30 protein-coding genes and 1 pseudogene are annotated in these 18731 nt (G+C 39.8%); 6 read left to right on the top strand and 25 right to left on the bottom strand.

The window, feature by feature from the left end; translation table 11 throughout:
* Positions 1 to 97: 97 nt before the first annotated feature.
* The 3 genes from BLO53_RS02555 to BLO53_RS02565 are packed head-to-tail and all read left to right on the top strand — an operon-like array spanning position 98 to position 1668.
* Positions 98 to 988, top strand: a complete 891-nt coding sequence (locus BLO53_RS02555) for an AraC family transcriptional regulator (protein ID WP_092058954.1) — start codon at positions 98 to 100, stop codon at positions 986 to 988.
* Positions 989 to 991: 3 nt separating this feature from the next.
* Positions 992 to 1297 (top strand): hypothetical protein, encoded by a 306-nt coding sequence (locus BLO53_RS02560; RefSeq protein WP_092058956.1) that lies wholly within the window; start codon positions 992 to 994, stop codon positions 1295 to 1297.
* Positions 1297 to 1668 (top strand): hypothetical protein, encoded by a 372-nt coding sequence (locus tag BLO53_RS02565; protein WP_092058958.1) that lies wholly within the window; start codon positions 1297 to 1299, stop codon positions 1666 to 1668. The genes BLO53_RS02560 and BLO53_RS02565 overlap by 1 nt, the downstream gene beginning before the upstream one ends.
* Here the strand turns inward: BLO53_RS02565 and BLO53_RS02570 are convergent.
* A complete protein-coding gene (locus tag BLO53_RS02570; RefSeq protein ID WP_092058960.1) occupies positions 1618 to 2301 on the bottom strand; it encodes a transposase in 684 nt (227 codons plus the stop codon). The two genes, BLO53_RS02565 and BLO53_RS02570, sit on opposite strands and share 51 nt — an antisense overlap.
* A gap of 345 nt (positions 2302 to 2646) precedes the next feature.
* Between BLO53_RS02570 and BLO53_RS02575 the strand changes: the two genes are divergently transcribed.
* Positions 2647 to 3711, top strand: a complete 1065-nt coding sequence (locus tag BLO53_RS02575) for a DUF3592 domain-containing protein (RefSeq protein ID WP_092058962.1) — start codon at positions 2647 to 2649, stop codon at positions 3709 to 3711.
* Positions 3712 to 3883: 172 nt separating this feature from the next.
* Here the strand turns inward: BLO53_RS02575 and BLO53_RS02580 are convergent, their stop codons facing one another.
* The 4 genes and pseudogenes from BLO53_RS02580 to BLO53_RS02595 form a co-directional block, all read right to left on the bottom strand.
* Positions 3884 to 4360, bottom strand: a complete 477-nt coding sequence (locus BLO53_RS02580) for a pyridoxamine 5'-phosphate oxidase family protein (RefSeq protein ID WP_092058964.1) — start codon at positions 4358 to 4360, stop codon at positions 3884 to 3886.
* Positions 4361 to 4368: 8 nt separating this feature from the next.
* Complete coding sequence (locus BLO53_RS02585; RefSeq protein ID WP_092058966.1) at positions 4369 to 4689, bottom strand: DMT family transporter; 321 nt, start codon at positions 4687 to 4689, stop codon at positions 4369 to 4371.
* Between the two features lie 182 nt (positions 4690 to 4871).
* Positions 4872 to 5138 (bottom strand): hypothetical protein, encoded by a 267-nt coding sequence (locus tag BLO53_RS02590; protein ID WP_092058968.1) that lies wholly within the window; start codon positions 5136 to 5138, stop codon positions 4872 to 4874.
* Positions 5131 to 5466, bottom strand: a pseudogene (locus tag BLO53_RS02595) (alpha/beta hydrolase); the annotation flags it as partial. The gene BLO53_RS02590 and the pseudogene BLO53_RS02595, both read right to left, overlap by 8 nt.
* A 148-nt stretch (positions 5467 to 5614) precedes the next feature.
* On the opposite strand from BLO53_RS02595, the gene BLO53_RS02600 reads away from it, so the two are divergent.
* Positions 5615 to 6268, top strand: a complete 654-nt coding sequence (locus BLO53_RS02600) for a LysR family transcriptional regulator substrate-binding protein (RefSeq protein WP_242875276.1) — start codon at positions 5615 to 5617, stop codon at positions 6266 to 6268.
* Between the two features lie 44 nt (positions 6269 to 6312).
* On the opposite strand, the gene BLO53_RS02605 is transcribed toward BLO53_RS02600, so the two are convergent.
* The 11 genes from BLO53_RS02605 to acgA all read right to left on the bottom strand — a co-directional run bounded on the left by BLO53_RS02605 (position 6313) and on the right by acgA (position 12270).
* Complete coding sequence (locus tag BLO53_RS02605) at positions 6313 to 6654, bottom strand: hypothetical protein (RefSeq protein WP_092058970.1); 342 nt, start codon at positions 6652 to 6654, stop codon at positions 6313 to 6315.
* Positions 6655 to 6835: 181 nt separating this feature from the next.
* Positions 6836 to 7432 (bottom strand): histidine phosphatase family protein, encoded by a 597-nt coding sequence (locus BLO53_RS02610; RefSeq protein ID WP_092058972.1) that lies wholly within the window; start codon positions 7430 to 7432, stop codon positions 6836 to 6838.
* 34 nt (positions 7433 to 7466) lie between these two features.
* Positions 7467 to 7652 carry a hypothetical protein gene (locus BLO53_RS02615; RefSeq protein WP_092058974.1) on the bottom strand — a complete coding sequence of 62 codons (186 nt, stop codon included), beginning with the start codon at positions 7650 to 7652 and terminating at the stop codon, positions 7467 to 7469.
* 212 nt (positions 7653 to 7864) lie between these two features.
* Positions 7865 to 8170 carry a type II toxin-antitoxin system PemK/MazF family toxin gene (locus tag BLO53_RS02620; RefSeq protein WP_092058976.1) on the bottom strand — a complete coding sequence of 102 codons (306 nt, stop codon included), beginning with the start codon at positions 8168 to 8170 and terminating at the stop codon, positions 7865 to 7867.
* Positions 8170 to 8412 carry an AbrB/MazE/SpoVT family DNA-binding domain-containing protein gene (locus tag BLO53_RS02625; protein ID WP_092058977.1) on the bottom strand — a complete coding sequence of 81 codons (243 nt, stop codon included), beginning with the start codon at positions 8410 to 8412 and terminating at the stop codon, positions 8170 to 8172. The genes BLO53_RS02620 and BLO53_RS02625 overlap by 1 nt, the downstream gene beginning before the upstream one ends.
* A gap of 56 nt (positions 8413 to 8468) precedes the next feature.
* Positions 8469 to 8843 (bottom strand): DUF1848 family protein, encoded by a 375-nt coding sequence (locus BLO53_RS02630; RefSeq protein WP_330388788.1) that lies wholly within the window; start codon positions 8841 to 8843, stop codon positions 8469 to 8471.
* A gap of 4 nt (positions 8844 to 8847) precedes the next feature.
* On the bottom strand, positions 8848 to 9717 hold the full coding sequence (locus tag BLO53_RS02635; RefSeq protein ID WP_442857210.1) for an SIR2 family NAD-dependent protein deacylase: 870 nt from the start codon (positions 9715 to 9717) through the stop codon (positions 8848 to 8850).
* Positions 9668 to 10441, bottom strand: coding sequence for a protein-ADP-ribose hydrolase (locus BLO53_RS02640; RefSeq protein ID WP_092058979.1), 774 nt, complete (start codon positions 10439 to 10441; stop codon positions 9668 to 9670). Before BLO53_RS02640 ends, BLO53_RS02635 begins: the two co-directional genes overlap by 50 nt.
* 12 nt (positions 10442 to 10453) lie before the next feature.
* Positions 10454 to 11029 (bottom strand): nitroreductase family protein, encoded by a 576-nt coding sequence (locus tag BLO53_RS02645; protein ID WP_207648457.1) that lies wholly within the window; start codon positions 11027 to 11029, stop codon positions 10454 to 10456.
* Positions 11023 to 12084: a radical SAM/SPASM domain protein, ACGX system gene (gene acgM, locus BLO53_RS02650; protein WP_092058980.1), complete on the bottom strand. Its 1062-nt coding sequence runs from the start codon at positions 12082 to 12084 to the stop codon at positions 11023 to 11025. Before acgM ends, BLO53_RS02645 begins: the two co-directional genes overlap by 7 nt.
* A gap of 24 nt (positions 12085 to 12108) precedes the next feature.
* Positions 12109 to 12270, bottom strand: a complete 162-nt coding sequence (gene acgA, locus BLO53_RS02655; RefSeq protein ID WP_092058981.1) for an ACGX-repeat peptide — start codon at positions 12268 to 12270, stop codon at positions 12109 to 12111.
* A 206-nt stretch (positions 12271 to 12476) separates the two neighbouring features.
* Between acgA and BLO53_RS02660 the strand changes: the two genes are divergently transcribed.
* The gene (locus BLO53_RS02660; RefSeq protein ID WP_092058982.1) at positions 12477 to 12806 is read left to right on the top strand and encodes a winged helix-turn-helix transcriptional regulator; all 330 of its coding nucleotides are present in this window, start codon (positions 12477 to 12479) and stop codon (positions 12804 to 12806) included.
* A 156-nt stretch (positions 12807 to 12962) separates the two neighbouring features.
* Here the strand turns inward: BLO53_RS02660 and BLO53_RS02665 are convergent, their stop codons facing one another.
* The 9 genes from BLO53_RS02665 to BLO53_RS02695 form a co-directional block, all read right to left on the bottom strand.
* Positions 12963 to 13430 carry a nucleotidyl transferase AbiEii/AbiGii toxin family protein gene (locus BLO53_RS02665; protein ID WP_330388800.1) on the bottom strand — a complete coding sequence of 156 codons (468 nt, stop codon included), beginning with the start codon at positions 13428 to 13430 and terminating at the stop codon, positions 12963 to 12965.
* Positions 13421 to 13582 (bottom strand): hypothetical protein, encoded by a 162-nt coding sequence (locus BLO53_RS19565; protein ID WP_242875277.1) that lies wholly within the window; start codon positions 13580 to 13582, stop codon positions 13421 to 13423. The genes BLO53_RS02665 and BLO53_RS19565 overlap by 10 nt, the downstream gene beginning before the upstream one ends.
* A 4-nt stretch (positions 13583 to 13586) precedes the next feature.
* Positions 13587 to 14129: a type IV toxin-antitoxin system AbiEi family antitoxin domain-containing protein gene (locus BLO53_RS02670; protein ID WP_092058984.1), complete on the bottom strand. Its 543-nt coding sequence runs from the start codon at positions 14127 to 14129 to the stop codon at positions 13587 to 13589.
* A gap of 332 nt (positions 14130 to 14461) precedes the next feature.
* Positions 14462 to 14884, bottom strand: a complete 423-nt coding sequence (locus BLO53_RS02675) for an NUDIX domain-containing protein (protein WP_092058985.1) — start codon at positions 14882 to 14884, stop codon at positions 14462 to 14464.
* Positions 14885 to 14957: 73 nt separating this feature from the next.
* On the bottom strand, positions 14958 to 15131 hold the full coding sequence (locus tag BLO53_RS19075) for a hypothetical protein (RefSeq protein ID WP_176757133.1): 174 nt from the start codon (positions 15129 to 15131) through the stop codon (positions 14958 to 14960).
* Positions 15132 to 15227: 96 nt separating this feature from the next.
* A complete protein-coding gene (locus BLO53_RS02680; RefSeq protein WP_092058986.1) occupies positions 15228 to 15419 on the bottom strand; it encodes a hypothetical protein in 192 nt (63 codons plus the stop codon).
* Positions 15420 to 15432: 13 nt separating this feature from the next.
* Positions 15433 to 15819: a MerR family transcriptional regulator gene (locus BLO53_RS02685; protein WP_092058987.1), complete on the bottom strand. Its 387-nt coding sequence runs from the start codon at positions 15817 to 15819 to the stop codon at positions 15433 to 15435.
* Between the two features lie 160 nt (positions 15820 to 15979).
* Complete coding sequence (locus BLO53_RS02690; protein WP_092058988.1) at positions 15980 to 17413, bottom strand: AAA family ATPase; 1434 nt, start codon at positions 17411 to 17413, stop codon at positions 15980 to 15982.
* A gap of 317 nt (positions 17414 to 17730) precedes the next feature.
* A complete protein-coding gene (locus BLO53_RS02695) occupies positions 17731 to 18717 on the bottom strand; it encodes an ABC transporter ATP-binding protein (RefSeq protein ID WP_242875278.1) in 987 nt (328 codons plus the stop codon).
* Between the last annotated feature and the right edge of the window lie 14 nt (positions 18718 to 18731).

An 18731-nucleotide genomic window follows, 5' to 3' on the forward strand; every position in this document is an offset into this window, starting at 1 on the left:
CTTTTCGAACTGTTACTATAGCTGACAAAACTACGCAAAGTAGGAAATGTAACATTTCTTCATCCCATCTATAATTGCATCAACAGGAGAAAAAAGTATGGAGTGGATATCGTCATTGCAAAAGGCAATTACCTATATGGAAGAGCATCTTCTCGAAGAGATCAATTATGAAGATGTTGCAAAGCATGTGCACATTTCAAGCTATGAGTTTCATAGAGCTTTCAGCTTTCTGACAGGAACCACGGCGAATGCTTATATCCGAAATCGAAGATTATCTCTGGCCGGAAGAGAAATCGTAGATACTGATATCAGAATCACCGATATTGCACTGAAGTATGGGTACGATACACCGGAAAGTTTCACCAAGGCTTTTACCCGTTTCCATGGCATATCACCCAGTGTTGCCAGGGAAGGTAATGCCAAATTAGTACTTTTCAATCCTCTTGTAATAAAAATTACAGTAGATGGAGGAAAAACAATGGAATACAAAATCGTAAAGGCAGAAGCGAAGAAATTTATAGCATTGGTAAGGAGTTTTAAAACAGAAATCATAAATGATGAGGCCAATCATGATGTGGCGGATTTCTGGGCAGAGTGCAATGCCAAGCAGATGCTTTCTCCTATATGGATGCTTAGGGAGGATGGAAAACGTGACCTATACGGGCTATGCTCACCAACTACTGAAGACTCTGATACTTTTGATTATGGTATTGGAATCATCGTTGATGAGGATACTGCCGATTACAATCCGGAAGAAATCAAGAAAGCAGGCTTTAGAATCTGGGATGTCAATCCAGGTACATATGTAGTTTTTGAGTGTAAGGGTGAAAACGGAGACTGCATAGCTAAAACCTGGTCTCAGTTTTATAAAGAGTTCCTTCCACAATCCGGCTACGAAGCATCTGAAGAGACTGATTACGAGCTTTACTTTGATAGTGAGCATGAGGACCTCTTCTGTGAACTTTGGATTCCTGTAAGAAAGAGGTAATAGATGGATAGACCAATCACAACATTGTTCATGCTTATGTCTGTTGATGGGAAAGAACAAACTGCAGAAATATTCACACATGAGCGGGGAAAGAAGATTTACTCTTTTGTTACTGATAATGAGGATATAGTTAAATATGCATTACTGCATGAACTTGTTGGAGTAGAGAGCGCTAGTAGATCAATTTATGATAATACATACTTGGATTCTGTTTTTGCTAAAATAGATTATCCCTATAGTGCATGGCATAAGCAGGGGATTGGATTGTTTCAGTTAGATAAGATATCTGGAGAAATGAGGGATACGTGATGAAATACTATAAGGAACTTACAGCGGCAATTATCTCAGAAGACTTTTATCTGACGGATGAGATAATATCCAAAATAAAAACAGAAGATGATTCTATTGAGTATGTCACGATGATTTTGACGTTTATGGAAAACAATCCGGATATTGATTATGGCATGCCTGGGCCGATAGTTCATTACGTGGAAAAGTATTACCAGAGCGGATATGAACAGCTACTACATGAGTCAGTTATACGAAAACCAACGGTTCATACACTATGGATGTTTAACAGAGTTATCAATGGTTCTGATAAACCAGAAAAAGAGAAGTACTTATCGTCCTTAAAAGAGATATCTAACAACATAGGCAATGTAGGGGTTATACATATCTGAGATCAGATATCTGACTTCAAGACGTTCTTCTATGGGAATGGATGTGAAATAGGGTTCAGTGACATTTGTGCGACGGCTTCTGAGCAGATCTATAGGATCACCTGTATGGAAATCCTGTATGACAAGAGCGTACTTACAATAATCATCCATGTCCAGAAAGACCTCATCAACTGATATGGCATCTGTCAGAGAAAGGCGGTCAAGCTTCACATACCGGTCAAATACCTCATGTGCGAACGTATCTGAGACATTGAATCTCTTTGCAATTGATGTAGATGACTCCATGAGATCTTTGTAGGCGCTTACTATGAGCATTTCAGTAGCGTTAGACATCCTGCGGCTTTTATTCACGAACTTAAAGGATTCGTTGGTGCTGTAGTGACAGTCTGGATTGATGCAGCGCCATCTTCGCTGCTTAAGGATAAGAACGAAAGAGTAATTATCCTGTAGAATTGGATGGTTGATAGTCCTTTTCTTTACGCCACGAGAGTACATCCTGAAGCCGCATACAGGACAGAAATGAGCTGTTGGTGGTGTTTCAAGCGTAAGGACTTTGGTCTGACCTTGGACATCGATGTTGCTGATGATCACATCGTTATCTTCAAGGTCCAGTAAATCTGTGATACTATTCATGTATCCTCCTTTGATATTTTTGTCCAAGAAACATCATAAGAGAAGGGGGAAGTGCAGGGAATGATCCCTACATTAAAAGAACCAGGATTAGTTAGTTTCAATAACTGATTACCCCTGGTTTTGTTTATTATCACGGTAGACCCTCAAACCAAACCCTCAAACCAGACCCTCAAAGTAGCCCCTCACGACAGACCCTCAAACTAGACCCTCAAAAACTTTGAATACCCTCAGTTTATTAGGCTGATCATTCTTGTTTTTTACTAACAATTAATAAAATTTTAAGCCAATTGCTAAACGCATAAATGTTATAATGTTATTAATATCTAAATAACATGGAGGTGGCAGATGTTTTCAGTACGTGGAATTAAATTCAAATATTTTATAGCAGTATTTTCGGCTGTCATATTTATTTTTGGTGTGTATATCACTTTTTTTCAGTCACGGGGCTTTATACAGACGCAGGGATCAATCATAGACGTTGAGGAGGATACCACCGGTGATGATCCTACTTATTGGGCTACTGTGGAATATTCAGTTGATGGCGTAACATACGCAGACAGGGCACAGGAGGCTGTAGGCGCCGATTCTCTTGGGAAAACTGTCACCATTTTATATAACCCTGAGAATCCTGCAGAGTTCCATATTAAAAGCTGGATGAGCATTTATGCCATGGTAGCAGGCGGAGTTCTTTTACTAATTGTAATTGTTTCCAGCATAATTGGAGGCAAGGATAAAAAGGAGATAAAAAAGCTTCAGGAAGAAGGAGGTTATACCGGATATGCTCCTTCAGTAAAGGGCGATGAAAGAGAACTGTACTTTCTTACTGATCTTGGTACTGCAAAATATGGGCATCGTATTGAAGATGGAAACAGGAAGGTGCTCTATGAAGCCAAAATGAGCAAATTCTCTTTAGCTAATGCTTATAAATTTGACTTTATAGACCATGAGCATGGAACTACCACATCACATCTTGTGGGACACGAAGAGGAGTCACAATGGAGCTCGATCATACTGGATAACCATAGCACCTTTGAGTTTGATGGTGTCGATGTATGGAAGCATCTTAAGGAAAATGGTATATCTGTCGATACAAGTTATACAGCTGGAGACGCTACAATTGTGGGGATGAAATATGTTATTTCCCGTGATGGTGTAGAGATTGCGCGGGCTGAGCAGACAAGCCAATATCCTCATGAAGATGATGCAGCAGATCATAAATTGGCAGCTGCGATACCTGTTGATGGATTCTATCGTTTGTGGACCAAGGAGCAGAATCTGGACCTTTTGTTTGTAACACTTCTTGCTTTTGCGCGTTCCAAGGCAGCTGATGACAAGGGTGGCAGCAACGGAGCTATACTGGGAACTCTTAAAAATCTGCAAGGAAAAACACCCAGAGACTTTACAACATAAGTCCTGGGTGATAATATAAATATATAGTATTTTGTACAATATATTAGTATACAATTCGATAAATCTGCGTTTTGCGAATAGTTATGAGTGTGGTGCAATACTCATAGACCTCATAGACTCACCTAACGTAAATGTAAGTGTACGGATATATTCGGATATAACGCGCCTCCACTTATGACTCATTAACCAACTTTCCAGTCATATGTTCAGGTATAAACTCCAGGCATTGAACACGCGGTAATGCGTTCTTTAGCTCTTTTTCCAGATATTCTTTATCATCGGTAAACTTTCTGACCAAAGCTGTGCATATTTCTCGCGCCTTTTCTTCATCTTCTACAAGGCCGATCCTGCCAAAAGTGATAACGCTCTTTATATTAAGAGCCCAGTCACCTTCCTTACGAAATCCTTCATCATAAACGCAGTAACTGGCCTTACCACAAGCTTTTATGGAGTCAATCTTATGACCCTCTTTGGCGCCGTGAAAATAGATTTTTCCATCATCTTCGCAGTACCAGTGATCTATCGGAAGTCCGTATGGGTACCCATCATCACCTATTAATGAAAGTACACCCCTCTTAGTGTTCTCAAGTATTTCTATACACTCTGAATCAGAAATCTGCTGATTAAATCTTCTCATCTTTCTAAACATGGTAAACCTCACTCTTTTGCTAAAATCTTAAGTCCAGCAATTCCAACTACAATCAGAATAACACATATTACCTGTGGAACTGAAAGCTTTTCATGAAAAAGAAATATTCCCAGCAAGGTAGTTCCAACAATTCCCATTCCGGTCCACATAGCATAAGCCGTTCCAAGCGGCAGTTGTTTCAGCGCTATCGAAAGAAATACTGCACTGGCTATATATCCTATGCCTGTAATAATAGATGGTATCAGCAATGTAAAACCGTTCGACATCTTCATGGTTACAGCCCACGTAACCTCAAGAGCACCTGCAATAAACAAATAAATCCACTTCATAGAAACCTCCGTAGGTCTGAAATTAAAATACGCCATTTCCTTACCTGCTAAGACCTAACGGTAAAGAAATGACGTCAATCCCACTACTCGGTAGCAATGGGCGTCTGTTTATTTTGTTTTATCAACTATACTTGGTAACAAGCTATTTTGTCAATATTTACTGGAATTTTATGCGCAGCAGTTTAGATTGATTTTCCCAAAGCATAGGCCTCGTTCAACGCCTTATGCCCTGCAATCTCACCACGATCATTTACGCCGCCAGCAAAAACCTTCCCCTTGAACTTAACCTTTTCAAAGCAATCAATCCAGCCGTTCACACCACTGACAGCTTTTTCATCTGTATAATCTTCATCCTCTGCCGCAGTTGATAACAGATAAACCTCTCTGAACTTGTAATCCCTTGGATATAGAGAATTAGTCCTGTCGATCATGGTCCTATCTTTATACATATTTCCTTACAAACTCTTCGATATGGTTAAATGGGATCACATCGAGATTATCATACAAATCAGTATGAACAGCATCCGGAATGATCATGAGTTCCTTATTATCCGTATACTTGCTGTCCTTTATCATATTTGCATAGGCATCCTTCGAGAAATAGCAGGAATGCGCCTCCTCTCCATGAATAATGAGCACTGCGCTTCTGATCTCATTTGAATACTTAAGGATAGGCTGATTCATAAAAGACTCACATCCGATCACATTCCATCCGTCATTGGAGTTAAGGGATCTTTCATGATATGCCCTGCCCTTATAGTATTCGCTGTAATCTTTACTCCATGTCACACAGCCTACTCTTTCCAAGGCATTAAAGAGCCTTGAGGAAGAACTTGGAAAAAAACTATTCACAAGGCATAGTTTTTCCATCAAACTCACAGATGAAGGAATGCTACTGCGTGACCGTGCTGAGGATCTTGTTTTAATGGCAGATAAGATCGAGCAGGAATTTGTCTCCTTGGATGATATCACAGGTGGAGACATATACTTTGGTCTGGCGGAATCCTATCAGATCTGTCATCTTGCCCGAGAGATTAAAAAGCTAAAAGACAGATATCCTTCCTTCACCTACCACATCACCAGCGGTGATACTGAGCAGGTAACAGAAAAGCTTGATAAGGGGTTACTGGATTTTGGCGTAATCTGCGAAACACCTAACAAAGATAAATATGACTATGTCACATTCCCTGATACTGACCGCTGGGGTGCTATTATTTTAAAGAGTCATCCCCTGGCAAAGAAAAAGAGCATAAAAGTAGCCGACCTTATAGGACAGCCACTCTTCTGCTCTGAACAAAGCTGGAATATCGAGATCCCGGAATGGTCCGGGGAGAATTTTTCCAAGCTCCACCTGGAAGGTTCCTTCCGTCTTTCTTATAATGCATCAATGTTTGCCAAGGAAGGCCTGGGTATACTTCTGACCTTTGAGCATCTGATAGACTGCTCCGAAGAAAGCGACCTTGTATTCCGTCCACTTTCTCCCAAGCAGGAAACAAAGCTATATCTTATCTGGAACAAGTACCAGACCTTCACACCTATTGCAGAAAAATTCCTGGCACAGGTAAGGGAGACGTTTTAAATTATGCACCAACTCCCTGGCAGATGGAGCGTTTTACTGTAATCTTATATCTCTACCTCAAAAGGTGATTCGCTATCAAAAATATCACTGTAGAAGCCAAACCAGCTAAGCCCCTCCACAAGGCACTTCACATTGTAGCTTTCTTCCTCATCGAAAACGAAATCTTCGCCGGAAGCCTTCTTTACCTCAAAGACATCAATGATATTTTCCATCAATACTGCATTGACCATCATTTCCAGATGCTCAAGTTCTTCATCGGTTATGGTACACTCAGTCCGGTATCCATTAATGACTGTCTGCATATATTTTTCCATATATGCCCGTCTTTCATCTGCGTCTTCATTCCAGGCAATCCACCCAAGACCATGGGACCAATCATTTAACATAGTCTCCTCCGTCTACTAATCCCGATTCTTGTTCTAAATTATCCTGGAAGTTATTTCTTGATTCTCAACAAGTAATGCTCCGAATCCTCTCCCGCTATATATGCCCCATTATTCAACATAGCCTTTTCCTCGTTTGTCTTTTCGAATACTGTACGGAAGGATTCCAGTCATACCATCTCCATTAAAGCCGTGTTCTTATATCTTTCAGTTCCTCGATACTGAATTCTATAGGCGATGCATTATCAACCTCTATCGTATGCGACTCCTCAAATGGTATATTTCTTTTCATAGCAAGAAGCGTCATAATGACAGCACCGTGCGATATTATAAGCAGGTTTTTGTCTGAAGAAGCATCATGTTGCCCAAGAATATAATCCAGCGCATTGAATAATCTCTCCATTACCATTTGGTATGATTCACCACCAGGACTACGATTGTACCTTTTATTTGATAGCCACAGTTTATGTTCTTCAGAATATAAAGAAAGGATTTTATCCCAAGTATGCCCTTCAAACAATCCCAGATTCATTTCTTCCAGGCCTCTAACTATTTCATATCCTGTATGGAAATACTCATCTACTATCTGCGCAGTTTTTACTGCTCTAGCCTGATAGCTGGTGTATATCTTTTCAAAAGAAATATCTCTATCTTCAAGATTCTTGCAAAGAAGTTGCGCCTGCGCTATTCCATTCTCATTCAAAGGAATATCAGTCGTACCTTGAACTTTTCCTAATATATTCCAATCTGTTTGTCCATGCCTCGCAAAATATATCTTCACAATACGTCCTCACCCTTTGTACACTTTTTGTCTATCACACAGAATGGCGTTTGATGTCCACACAATTTCCAAGCTCATCAAAACTAAATACCACAATCCATGGCATCCAACTACTATATTTTTTCCTGTCTTCCATTCCTCGCGGACTTAACTCACGAGATCTGTCATCATAATTGTCATAATTTGGTTCTGCATGCCTTACAAAAAATACTTTTGTCATAATCCCTCTTATTCATCCAAACTCTTTCGAATGAAAAACTAGAATATATTCCGGTATAAAGCTCCATGCAAATCTTACTGTTTCACCCATAAAAAAGTCCCTTCCTTTTATCGCTTTAAATCAATGAAGAGATTATAACAAAAAAGAAAGAAAAAATGCTAGTATTCCCTACATTTTCTCCTTCTTTTTTGTTTGATTTAAAGCGAACTATATTAGATGTAGTCAAAGATTCCCTGAATAGCATCTGTTATGTTTATAATGTCAGGATAATGTATCCTATCTATTTTTGAATATCCTCTTACATTCATATCAAGAAGCGACATTTTTTCACACTGTACATATCCTTCAACATCATCTGTCTTGATATATATGTGAAGTGGCCCTGCTTCTCCTTTTTCGAAAATAGGACAGCCAATTATCTCATATGTCTGGTTGAAAAAATCCTTACTTACAACAAGAACCGGCTTCTTGATATGCTCAATCTTAAGTATATCCCCCTGGTGTAACTCTTCCTTCATTACCAAATCTCTCTTCCTACCGGTTCACCCCAGTCAAATTCACCATCTAAATGGAGCTGCCCACCATACTCTGCAGCACGTTCCTCTAATGACTTATGTCTAAATGGTTTAACCAGCATAATCATGCCATTAGATACCTTGACATCGAGAACATCATCAACTGAAATAGCTGCTTCCTGAAGCACTTCTTTGGGTATTCTAATTCCCTGACTATTTCCCCATGCTTTAACTTGAGCCTGCATAAGCAATACCTCCTTTGTGTATATACATTGTATATCCTTACAGTAAATAAATCAACTCATATACCACAAAAACTGTAGCGAAAATCATTTGTTTTATGGCACCCCTTAGAAGCTAAAAAGAGCCATGTCGCCTTCTTAAAAACCTCCCTTGCTTCCGGGAAGTTCCGCTCCACCTTCTTATAGATATCAATAAAGCTGATCACGCAGGTCTTCGTATATCCTGACAGCATAGTAGCCATCTGTTCAAACTGAGTGATATGCCAATCCACAGAATGTTTATCATCCACAACCTCGTAAGACAGACTGTATCTTGTCACCTGTGAAGGGTTATAGGGATTGCGTACCAGCACAAAGCCTTCTTTTATTCTGTTTATCAGCCATTCATGATAGAACGCCGGTATGTCCGTGCGCATCCCTGTATTTATGATCATGAAATCACTTCCTTAGTTTTTCTATCACCTGCCCGATATCCCCATCGATGCATATGGCCTGTTCTCTGATATCCTCAGGACAGACTGCTTCACCAAAATTCACACAGGCATAGACAGCATCCGGATTGTCAGAAGTCATCTGCCAGAAAGGATACTTGATGATACCGGGAGTATTATAACCTACACCCAGTTCCAGATACAGGATCTTTCCGTCATGGCTTTGCAGAAAATCACGATATCTCCTCGCCGCCTCATGCCAGCCTTTATCCTCAACAAATTTATCGTCCGACCTTAGATTCATCGTAAGAGGTTTCCCACATTTCGGACATTTCGGTATCAGTTCCGCCGGGATCTTCATGTCCTTCTGCTGCTCTGCCATGTTTCTGACCATCTCTTTATTTTCATAGGTCTCATCCGAACACGGTTCACTACACTGGAAGAGTCCGTAATCCCCCTGGGTATAAAACAGTCTCTTCTTATCAAAACCAGCTTTTTGGAAACAATGATCGACATTCGTTGTGATAACGAAATGATCCTTATCCTTTACCAAAGAATGCAGATGCTCATACACCGGCTTCGGGGCATCCATATATCTGTTGACAAAGATGAACTTCGACCAGTAAGCCCACATTTCTTCCGGAGTCTCATAAGGATAGAAACCGCCGGAGTACATATCCTGAAAGCCATATTTCTTCCCATACTCAGAGAAATACTTCTCAAAACGCTCTCCGTTATAAACAAAACCGGCAGAGGTCGAAAGTCCCGCTCCTGCTCCGATTACAACGGAATCCGCTTCTTCTATGGCCTTCTTAAGTTTCTTTATCTCATCTGAGTAGTTCCCGGTAGATTTCATAGTCGATATCCTTCCAAACATTAAAAATCACCTCCATTCCATTACCAAGTTCATTCCTGTATTCCCTTACAGTCTGAACTGCGATCTGTGCAGCTCTTTCATTCGGGAACATGAATACACCTGTTGAAATACAGCAGAATGCAATACTCTTCACGCCATTCTTATCCGCCAGTTCCAGACATGATCTGTAACATGATGCAAGAAGTTCTTCATGCTCTGTTGTTAAAGTTCCGCTCACAATGGGTCCGACAGTATGCAGAACATATTTACATGGAAGATTGAAACCCGGTGTGATCTTTGCCTGTCCTGTCGGCTCCTCATACCCCTGCTTTTCCATGATGTCAGCACAGGCATTTCTGAGCCTGATACCTGCATATGTATGGATACAGTTATCGATACAGTTATGGCAAGGCTGGTAGCAGCCTGTCATCCCGCTGTTAGCTGCATTGACGATTGCATCACACCGAAGCGTTGTGATATCACCCTGCCAGAGATAGATACCTTCTTCAATCGACTGCAGATCTTTAAGATCCGTAATCCCTTTTTCTAACGCCACCTCCTGAAGGTATTCATCCTGGATCTTCAGAAAATCCTCACTGATCTTACCCGGCATGCGCACATTAAAGAGGCTCCTGAGAAGTCGTTTCTGTTCTCCGGCTTCTTCAGGGATTTCCATGCCTCTGTACTTCGGCTGTTCAGCCAAAAGTGTCTTTATCAGGTATTCTCTCTTCTCTGCCAGTTCCATGCCATCACCTTCTTACTCTATGATCTGTACTCTTCCGGGCTTTCTCGGCTTGCTGACCGGCTGGTCTCCGTCAATATATCCGAGGATCACAAAGCCCTGACATATATAATTATCGGGAACGCCCCATTCTTTCATGAGTGCCCGTCCTTCTTCGCTGTCAAAAGTCTCTTCGCCTCTGGAAATGATACAGGAGGCGATACCCAGTTCCGTAGCCTGCAGAACGATGTTTTCGGCCATACAGAAAGCGTCCGCAGTCTTAAACAGGAAATTCCCCTGTGAAAAGATAGCAACAACCGTCGGTGCCCCGTAAAATCCGTCCTTCATTGTCGGATCATCGATAACACTGGGCTGCTCCTTCGACACATAAGATCCAACAAGGTTCCCTCTGTTGAACTTTGCAAGATTCATGACACCTAGCTTTCTTGTAAGCTCCCAATTGTGAAGAGCCACCATCATGCTGCGTTGTCCTCCGCCCGCATTAGGTGCATAATTTCCGGCTTCCAGAATCTTCTCAAGATCCTCACGGCTGATCTGTTCGTCCGTATATTTCCTGATCGAATGTCTGCTCTTTATGATATCCATCAACATGGTAACACCTCCCCTGTGATCTCGTTCCTTATTTTCCAGCACTGCGGATCCGCAGCATAAAAATCTCCGTATGTGCCCTTTGCTACTGCAGGACACCCCCTGCACCAGGGCTTTAGTTCGCACTTGGAGCACTTGCTGAACTTCTCATACTCTCTGTAGCTTTCCATTCTACATACCCACACATCCACAAGTCTGTCCTCGAAGACATTTCCGACTTTGCTCTCTGCCACTCTGCGGCAGGCATATATATCACCGTTTGGAAGGATCGTGATATGGCAGTTGCCACAGTTGCATCCACCGTAGATCATTCCCTCTTTTACATTCTCTGGGATCTTATACTCTCCGTTTTCATATTCATATAGCGTCCAAAGGTGGTCTTTCTTGTTAAAGTAGGTATCACATCCTTCCGCTTCATATTCTTTGAATTTCTTGTCACATACAGTCAGAAGCTCTCTGTATTCCTGCGCGGTCATGGATGCATCCAGTTCACCGCCACTTGGCACATATCTTGAAAAAGCAAATACGTTTGCACCTGCCTTAACTGCTGCATCTATGATACCCGGAACCTCCATGCGGTTTGTTTTTGAAACCGTAGTCATGATTACGCTGCGGATTCCCGCCTTATTGATACAGGTGATCTTTTCAAGCGTACAGTCAAAGGACCCCGGCTTTCTGAACCAGTCATGAGTTTCACGAAGCCCGTCAAGGGAAAGCTGGTACTTCTCGCACCCATACCCTTTAAGTTCCATACAGACCTGATCGTTTAAGTGGAAAGGATTCCCCAGGATCGTAAACTTGATATCATGTTCCTTCATCAATGACAGAAGTCTCCAGAAATCCGGATGCAGGATCGGATCTCCGCCCGTGATGTAGAAATACGGCGTGCGGCCATACATTTCACAGAAATCAAGGCAGTTATAGAACGTATCCTCCATCTGTTTCCAGTTCATAGACTGCAGACAGGTATGATTTCCTGCCGAGTAGATGTAGCAGTGCTTACATCTCTGATCGCATTCATCCGTTATATGCCATTGGAATGAAAAGTAGGCCGCCATGTCCGTATCCCTCCTATGATCTTCTTATTTGTCCCCTGCTCCGCAAGCACTACCACAAGCTGCAGGTTTCTCTTCAGGCTTATCGGCTGCTCCGCAAGCTGCAGGTGCTTCAGCATGCTTGTCTCCCGCTCCGCAAGCGCTTCCCTTCACGTTCTCGTTCCATCCTGAAATGTTTGTCAATGCCATGATATATACCTCCTGTAAATTGAGTTCAGTAGGCCCTATTGCCTTCCTGTTGTCATGATTATCACAGAGGGTGAGAAACATTGTAAGTACGCACTTTTTTATTAGATAGTTACCTTTTTGTAACTTATTGACTTACAGAAGCTAAAACAATACAATTTATATGTAACATTCAAATATGAAGTTTTGTGAAAAATGAGGTGCTGATCATGAAAACAAAGGATGAATTACCTGATTGTCCGGTGGCTACTACAGTCAGCCTTATCGGCAGCAAATGGAAACTGCTTATCATGCGAAATCTCCTTGTCCGTCCCTGGCGGTTTAATGAATTACAGAAATCCCTTGACGGGATCAGTCAGAAGGTACTTACAGACAGCTTGCGTTCCATGGAGGCAGACGGTATCATTACCCGAACCGTATATCCCGAAGTTCCACCCCGGGTTGAATACGCATTAAGTGATCTCGGCGAGTCCATGCGACCGATCATAAAGTCTATGGAAGTCTGGGGCAATAACTACAAACAAGGACTTGAAGAATGAAACAAAAATGGCGGTTATGATTTCTCATTTCCGCCATTTTTAAATCCCGACCTTATATTATTTTCCGGTATAATCGGCAATGCGCTTTTTCTGTGCCATCCCAAAATAGCCCATTTTACATAAAAAAGCGAATAAATAGTCACCTCTTTATTTACTTCATAATGATTTAATAAACTCCAAATCTTTTTTAAGAACAGCCTCAACTGGCATATCAAGCCAGTTCTTACCAGATCTTGAAACAGAATCTACATAAGCCTTATTGCTAAAAACTCTTTCCACACGTTTAACAACATCGTCCATTGTTGCTACGTTTCTAAGTGTTTCATCAGAAATGATATACTTACCAATACAATCTCTAAGTTGCTCCTTGTCCACATCATCGCTTAGATAACAGATATCAAATACATCCTTATATCTCGTCGATCTACTTGCAAATCGAACAAGTGATTTCAGTTTTTCTGTACTCATCTGCGCTTTGGAATTAATCAAAAGACTAACTGCATCTTCCTGAAATCCTATATCAAAAGCATAATCTTCCTGCTCCAATGATAAATCAGCATGAACACCTATATCCATTTTTAGTGATAAAACTGTATCATTTGAATCCGTTATAGTTATAGTAATCCTTTTTCCTTTGTAGTCTTGATGGTTGCATTCCTCGCCATTCCGCTTTCTGCAATTGCCTTGAGTACTATATCCTGACAGAGCTTAGATTCTGCGTTTGCTTCGCTATACCCCTCTGTTTTTATCTTTTCTACCTCATCCCTTAAATTCATGAAATCAAAGAACCTCCATCTGTATCTGATTCATAAGTGTATTACCATTTCGGAACATGTAGGCATACTCCTCAACAAGTCCAAAATCCATTTCCTCTACTACGCGCCTATAGTTTTGTATTATCTCCTTGTACAAATCAAACGGTACGCTTTTTCTAAAGCGCATAAGTTCTATAAGCATTCTCTCCCTATCATATATCCTAATACTCGAATTATTATACTTCATCTCAATTATGCCAGGCTCAAAAATATCATCTTTGAGAAAAGACTGTATTACTCTTTGATCCTTAATCCTTGAATCCTCTCGCCGAGTTGCAAGATGAAAATGATCCGGTATCACATCTGTAAGTGAATGGTAATAAAACGCACTTTTTCCGGTAAACACTGCCCTCGGAAATTTACTTGTTATGATATCCAGATCCGAAGTATTTCTTACAGTAGAATATATCCCCTTTTCTTTCATAAAGAGCTCTCCCTTGCTCAGCTCTTTCTTGATCTTATAATCCGATCCATATTTTTCAATACATTCATTATAGGTAAGAACCATGTTGTGCCTCCTTTGCTGAAGGTTTAGCATTTTAAAGCAATCATACACACATAGCTGTACAAGTGTGTATTTTTACTTTAATAGTACAACATCACTCAGGATAAATCAATTACATATTCAAGTATATATACACACATTTGCTCTTCGTGTGTATTTTTACTGTAATGTTTTAATAAAAATAATGGAAATGCCATTGCTTCAACCCAAGCATTCCCATTTTATGCAAGAAATATACAGATTGTTAAAGAATTTGTAAGCATTTTATCTTGATACATAAACAATCGGTGTAAGACCAAACAAAAAACAGACTTCATCCCGACAAATCTTGGAATTTAATGAGCCATTGCTTGTTCTATAGCCCATCTTTGCATCTCTAAATACATCTTATTTTCAATATCTTCAACTTTAACAAATTTAAAAACATGGTCAGGTTCAACTGGTTCTTTTACCTTATCCAATAGTTTTCCAACATAATATGTCTGAATAGGATGAAAATATCCTATCGTCGGATGTAGCATGTAGGTTTCTGCAGAACCAACTTTTCCACCAATTTCAACCTCATATCCAGACTCTTCTAAGCATTCACGTTTAATGCAATGAAAATCTGTTTCATCGGCATCCAAACCTCCGCCTAATAAAAAATAACCTTTTGGCGTTTCTACGACACCAACTTCATTTCCTTTAACCGGAATAATATAAGCGCCTATTCTGTCTTTATATTCTTTATCTTCTTTTGTGCCAAAAATCTTATGCATCATTACCTCTACAAATCTCGACTTTTCTTAATAAAATTTACTGGAACATAATAAAAGGGTGATTCTTGTCGCCTCATCCAATCATCGGTTTAATTATCGTCATTATTGTCTCTACAGCATCATCGACAAATTTGTCCGACATCTCTTTTGTAAGATACTGATAATTTCTGTGAAGATCGCCATGATTGTCACTGTGATAAAAGCCGCAATATACTCCTGCCATAACCAGCATTGCTATTGCAGACACTATAGAAAGAATGGTCTCAATATAGTCCCTTGGGTTAAGACGAGGTCAACACACTTTTGGGGGCGATTTTTCCCATGTTATAGAAAAAACCTTGGGTCAACCCAAGGTTTTGAAAGTGTAAATGCCATATTGTATTTCAATGTCTGTTTTGTTTTCAAGAATACTCCAGTCGTTAGATTCCTTTGTTAAAAGAATATTTTTCGTTTTGTAGGCTGAATGCTTTTGAAATCCAAGGTTTTTCATATCATCAAAGAATTTCTTTTCATCAGGGCTTGGCGGATCTGCCACATGAAAAATAGTCTTAAAGCTGTCTACGATTGCCCCTTTTGAAAGAAAAGCCTTTGTTGTACTCAGACAGCTTATCTTCGATTATCTTGTTTACCCTCTGAAGCTTTTCAATCTCTTTCTGATTTTCCAAAAGCTTCTTTTCAAAATCAGTCTTAAAGCTGCCAAGATAGCTGTACGTACTACTGGTAAACATAGTCTGCACGAGCAGGTATGCCTTCATTTCATCCAGCCTGAAATTCATGCTCTTCAAAAGCAGGATTGTATCCATTACCCCATCATCAATTTCAGAGAAGTTATACTGTGTATTCTCCCGAAGTGGCGTAAGCAAGCCTTCGTTTATATAGTGACGGACTGTATCAACAGTTACCTGATGCTTTTTGGCAAATTCTCCAATCTTCATACATATATTCTCACTTATTTTTAAGCTTATCCACCAATTCTCAAAACCACTTTTCTACATTCTGAAACTATGAAAAAATCAATCTTCCGTCAAATTTCAAAAGCCGTGAATGTAACATAATAAAAGTGACCTACGCATGCTCGGATACACCTTTGTTATATCATACAAATAAATCTTCCAATGTTATCACATTAGTAAATATATCACTATAGGTATTTTTCTTTAATCCATAAGTCGTTACCAGCGTATTTCTGACTACTTTTTTTCTGGAAATCTTTTCCATTACAAGTCTGTCTCTAGTCCGCATCTTTTCTTCATAATTATAGTCAACTGAAAATTCACCACTATAAAACTTTAACTCACAGAGGTTCACTACATTATCTGCGCGGTCTATCAGAAGATCTATCTGAGTTCCTTCTGAATCATCAGTTTTTTCCTTTATCCACATAGACATACTTGATTCAACACCGCTGATCTCAAGGGATTTCTTTATCTGAGGATAATGCAGGTAACAGACATTTTCAAAAGCCAGACCTCTCCAAATATTTAAACTGCTTGAGTTTACATTGGATTGCCAGAAGTTTTCTCTTTTCTTTTGGCCTTTAATAAAGTGTAAGTATGTAAGGCAATACGAATCTGACAATCTGTATTTTTCTTCCCTTTTGCCATCGGCAAATGGAATATATTTTATCAAGAAATCGCTTTCCTCAAGTGCAGACAAAATCTTATTTAGTTCACTACCTGATATATCCTTAAATTTTTCAGCTATTTCGCTTCTTGTATATCCTATGCTCTTTTCAAATAAAAACTCAACAATTTCTCTAGTTTTAGTAGGTTTATCAAACGCTGATGTAAAGAGGTTTTCATATTCTCCTTTCAGCATCGGGTTTTCATTAAACAATATCCTGTCAATGTTCTGAGCTAGTCTCAACCTGCCATCCATATATCCAAGATAAAATGGGACTCCCCCAAATACCATATAGCTTTGCGCAATATCATACCTTGAGAATTGGATGTTTTGACTCAGGAAATATTCTTCACATTCTCTTAGTGTAAAGGGCGACAATTTGATCTTATGTGTAATTCTGTTATAAAGACCACCTCTGTTATTTATCAGCTTGTTCTGAATCCACGAATTAGCGCTTCCGCATACTATCAGCATAATATTCCCACGTTCATTACACCAACCATTATAGAATTCTTCGAAAGCAGAAATGAATCGGGATCTCTTGGTATCCATCCATGGGAGTTCATCAATAAAAACCACCTGCTTTGAACCATCATCTTTTTCTGTAAGCAGCTTCTTAAGCATAAAAAATGCCTCAAGCCAACTAGATGGCCTTGCGCTTTTTTTCATTCCGTACATCTGTAGGGAAAGATAAAAGCTTTCAAGCTGATCTTTTAATGTGACGCTTTCTCCCTTTTCATTAACAGGTGACAATCCAGTATGATGAAAAGCATACATTCCTCTAAACGTGTTGTTGACCAGAAATGTTTTTCCAACACGTCTTCTACCATAGATCACCACTAGGTCTGACTGCTTTCTTTCATATATCCTATTCAGTTCTTCTTGCTCTTTTATTCTTCCTATCATGATTACAATTATATCTTATTTGTCCTATTTGTCAATTTATAAATGATAACAGGACAAATATAACGCATTTATAGCCTTATATTTGTCCTGTTATCATTATTCTGGCGCTACTAGGATTATTATAATTGAGAAAACAACTATATGATGTTTTAGTAAATAAATCGGTTCGAAAGTCAAGGACTTCTTTTTGACAGATTTTAATTATTCATGGAACTTAAATTAAAAAATCTCAGCAAGCCTAAACCTGCTGAGATCATCATCTCATGTAAACGTCGAGGAACTTAATAACCGGAGCATAGTGAAAAATAAGCAAATAATCAGCATACTTCTTTAACATCATCGTTATAGTACTGGGCCTGTGCATTCCACAGCTCATAATACTTTCCAGTTGTATCTGCAAGTAATTGCTCATGTGTACCTTTCTGAATAACGCCACCTTCATGGAAAACTGCTATTTCATCGCAGAACTTACATGATGAAAGTCTGTGGCTGATGTATACCGCAGTCTTATCTCCAACTATATCGTTGAACTTGCTGTAAATCTCTGCCTCAGCCACCGGATCAAGAGCTGCAGTGGGCTCATCAAGAATGACAAATGGCGCATCTTTGTAAAGAGCTCTGGCAAGAGCAATCTTCTGGGCTTCTCCTCCGGAAACCTCAACGCCCTCCTTATCAAGCTTCTTATAAAGAAATGTATCCAGTCCTTTAGGAAGCCGCTTTAATCTATCAGCAAAGCCGGCTTTTTCAAGACATCTTGTAACTTCATCCCTGTCATAATCAGAGCTTGTAGCGACATTTTCTCCAAGAGGCATAGCAAAAAGCTTGAAATCCTGGAATACAATGGAAAAGATATTCATGTATTCATCATATCGATACTTCTTTATATCTATGCCATTTAAAAGAATCGTACCTTCTGTGGGATCATAGAGTCTGCATAAAAGTTTAATAAAGGTAGTCTTGCCACTTCCGTTCATTCCGACAACAGCAAGCTTCTCTCCTACTGTAAACTTAAGATTTACGTTCTTCAGGGCATAATTATCACTTCCGGGATATTTGAAAGAAACGTCTCTAAACTCTACTTCATAGTGGGTATCGCTGCGTTTCTCTGTAGTAAGGCTTCCCTGATACATGTTGTTGGGATAGTCCAAGAACTCAAAAGTGTCAGCAAGGAATCTGGCTATATCCAGTGAATATGGCATTATACCGCCAAAGCCCCAGTCAATTATATAAGCCTTTCCGCCAGAGCCAACAGTATTAAACTCCATAAAATCAACATTACTATTCTCATACCTACCAATATTCAATGGTATACGCCTCC

This window comes from Butyrivibrio sp. INlla14, from assembly GCF_900102515.1.
Lineage (GTDB): Bacteria > Bacillota > Clostridia > Lachnospirales > Lachnospiraceae > Butyrivibrio.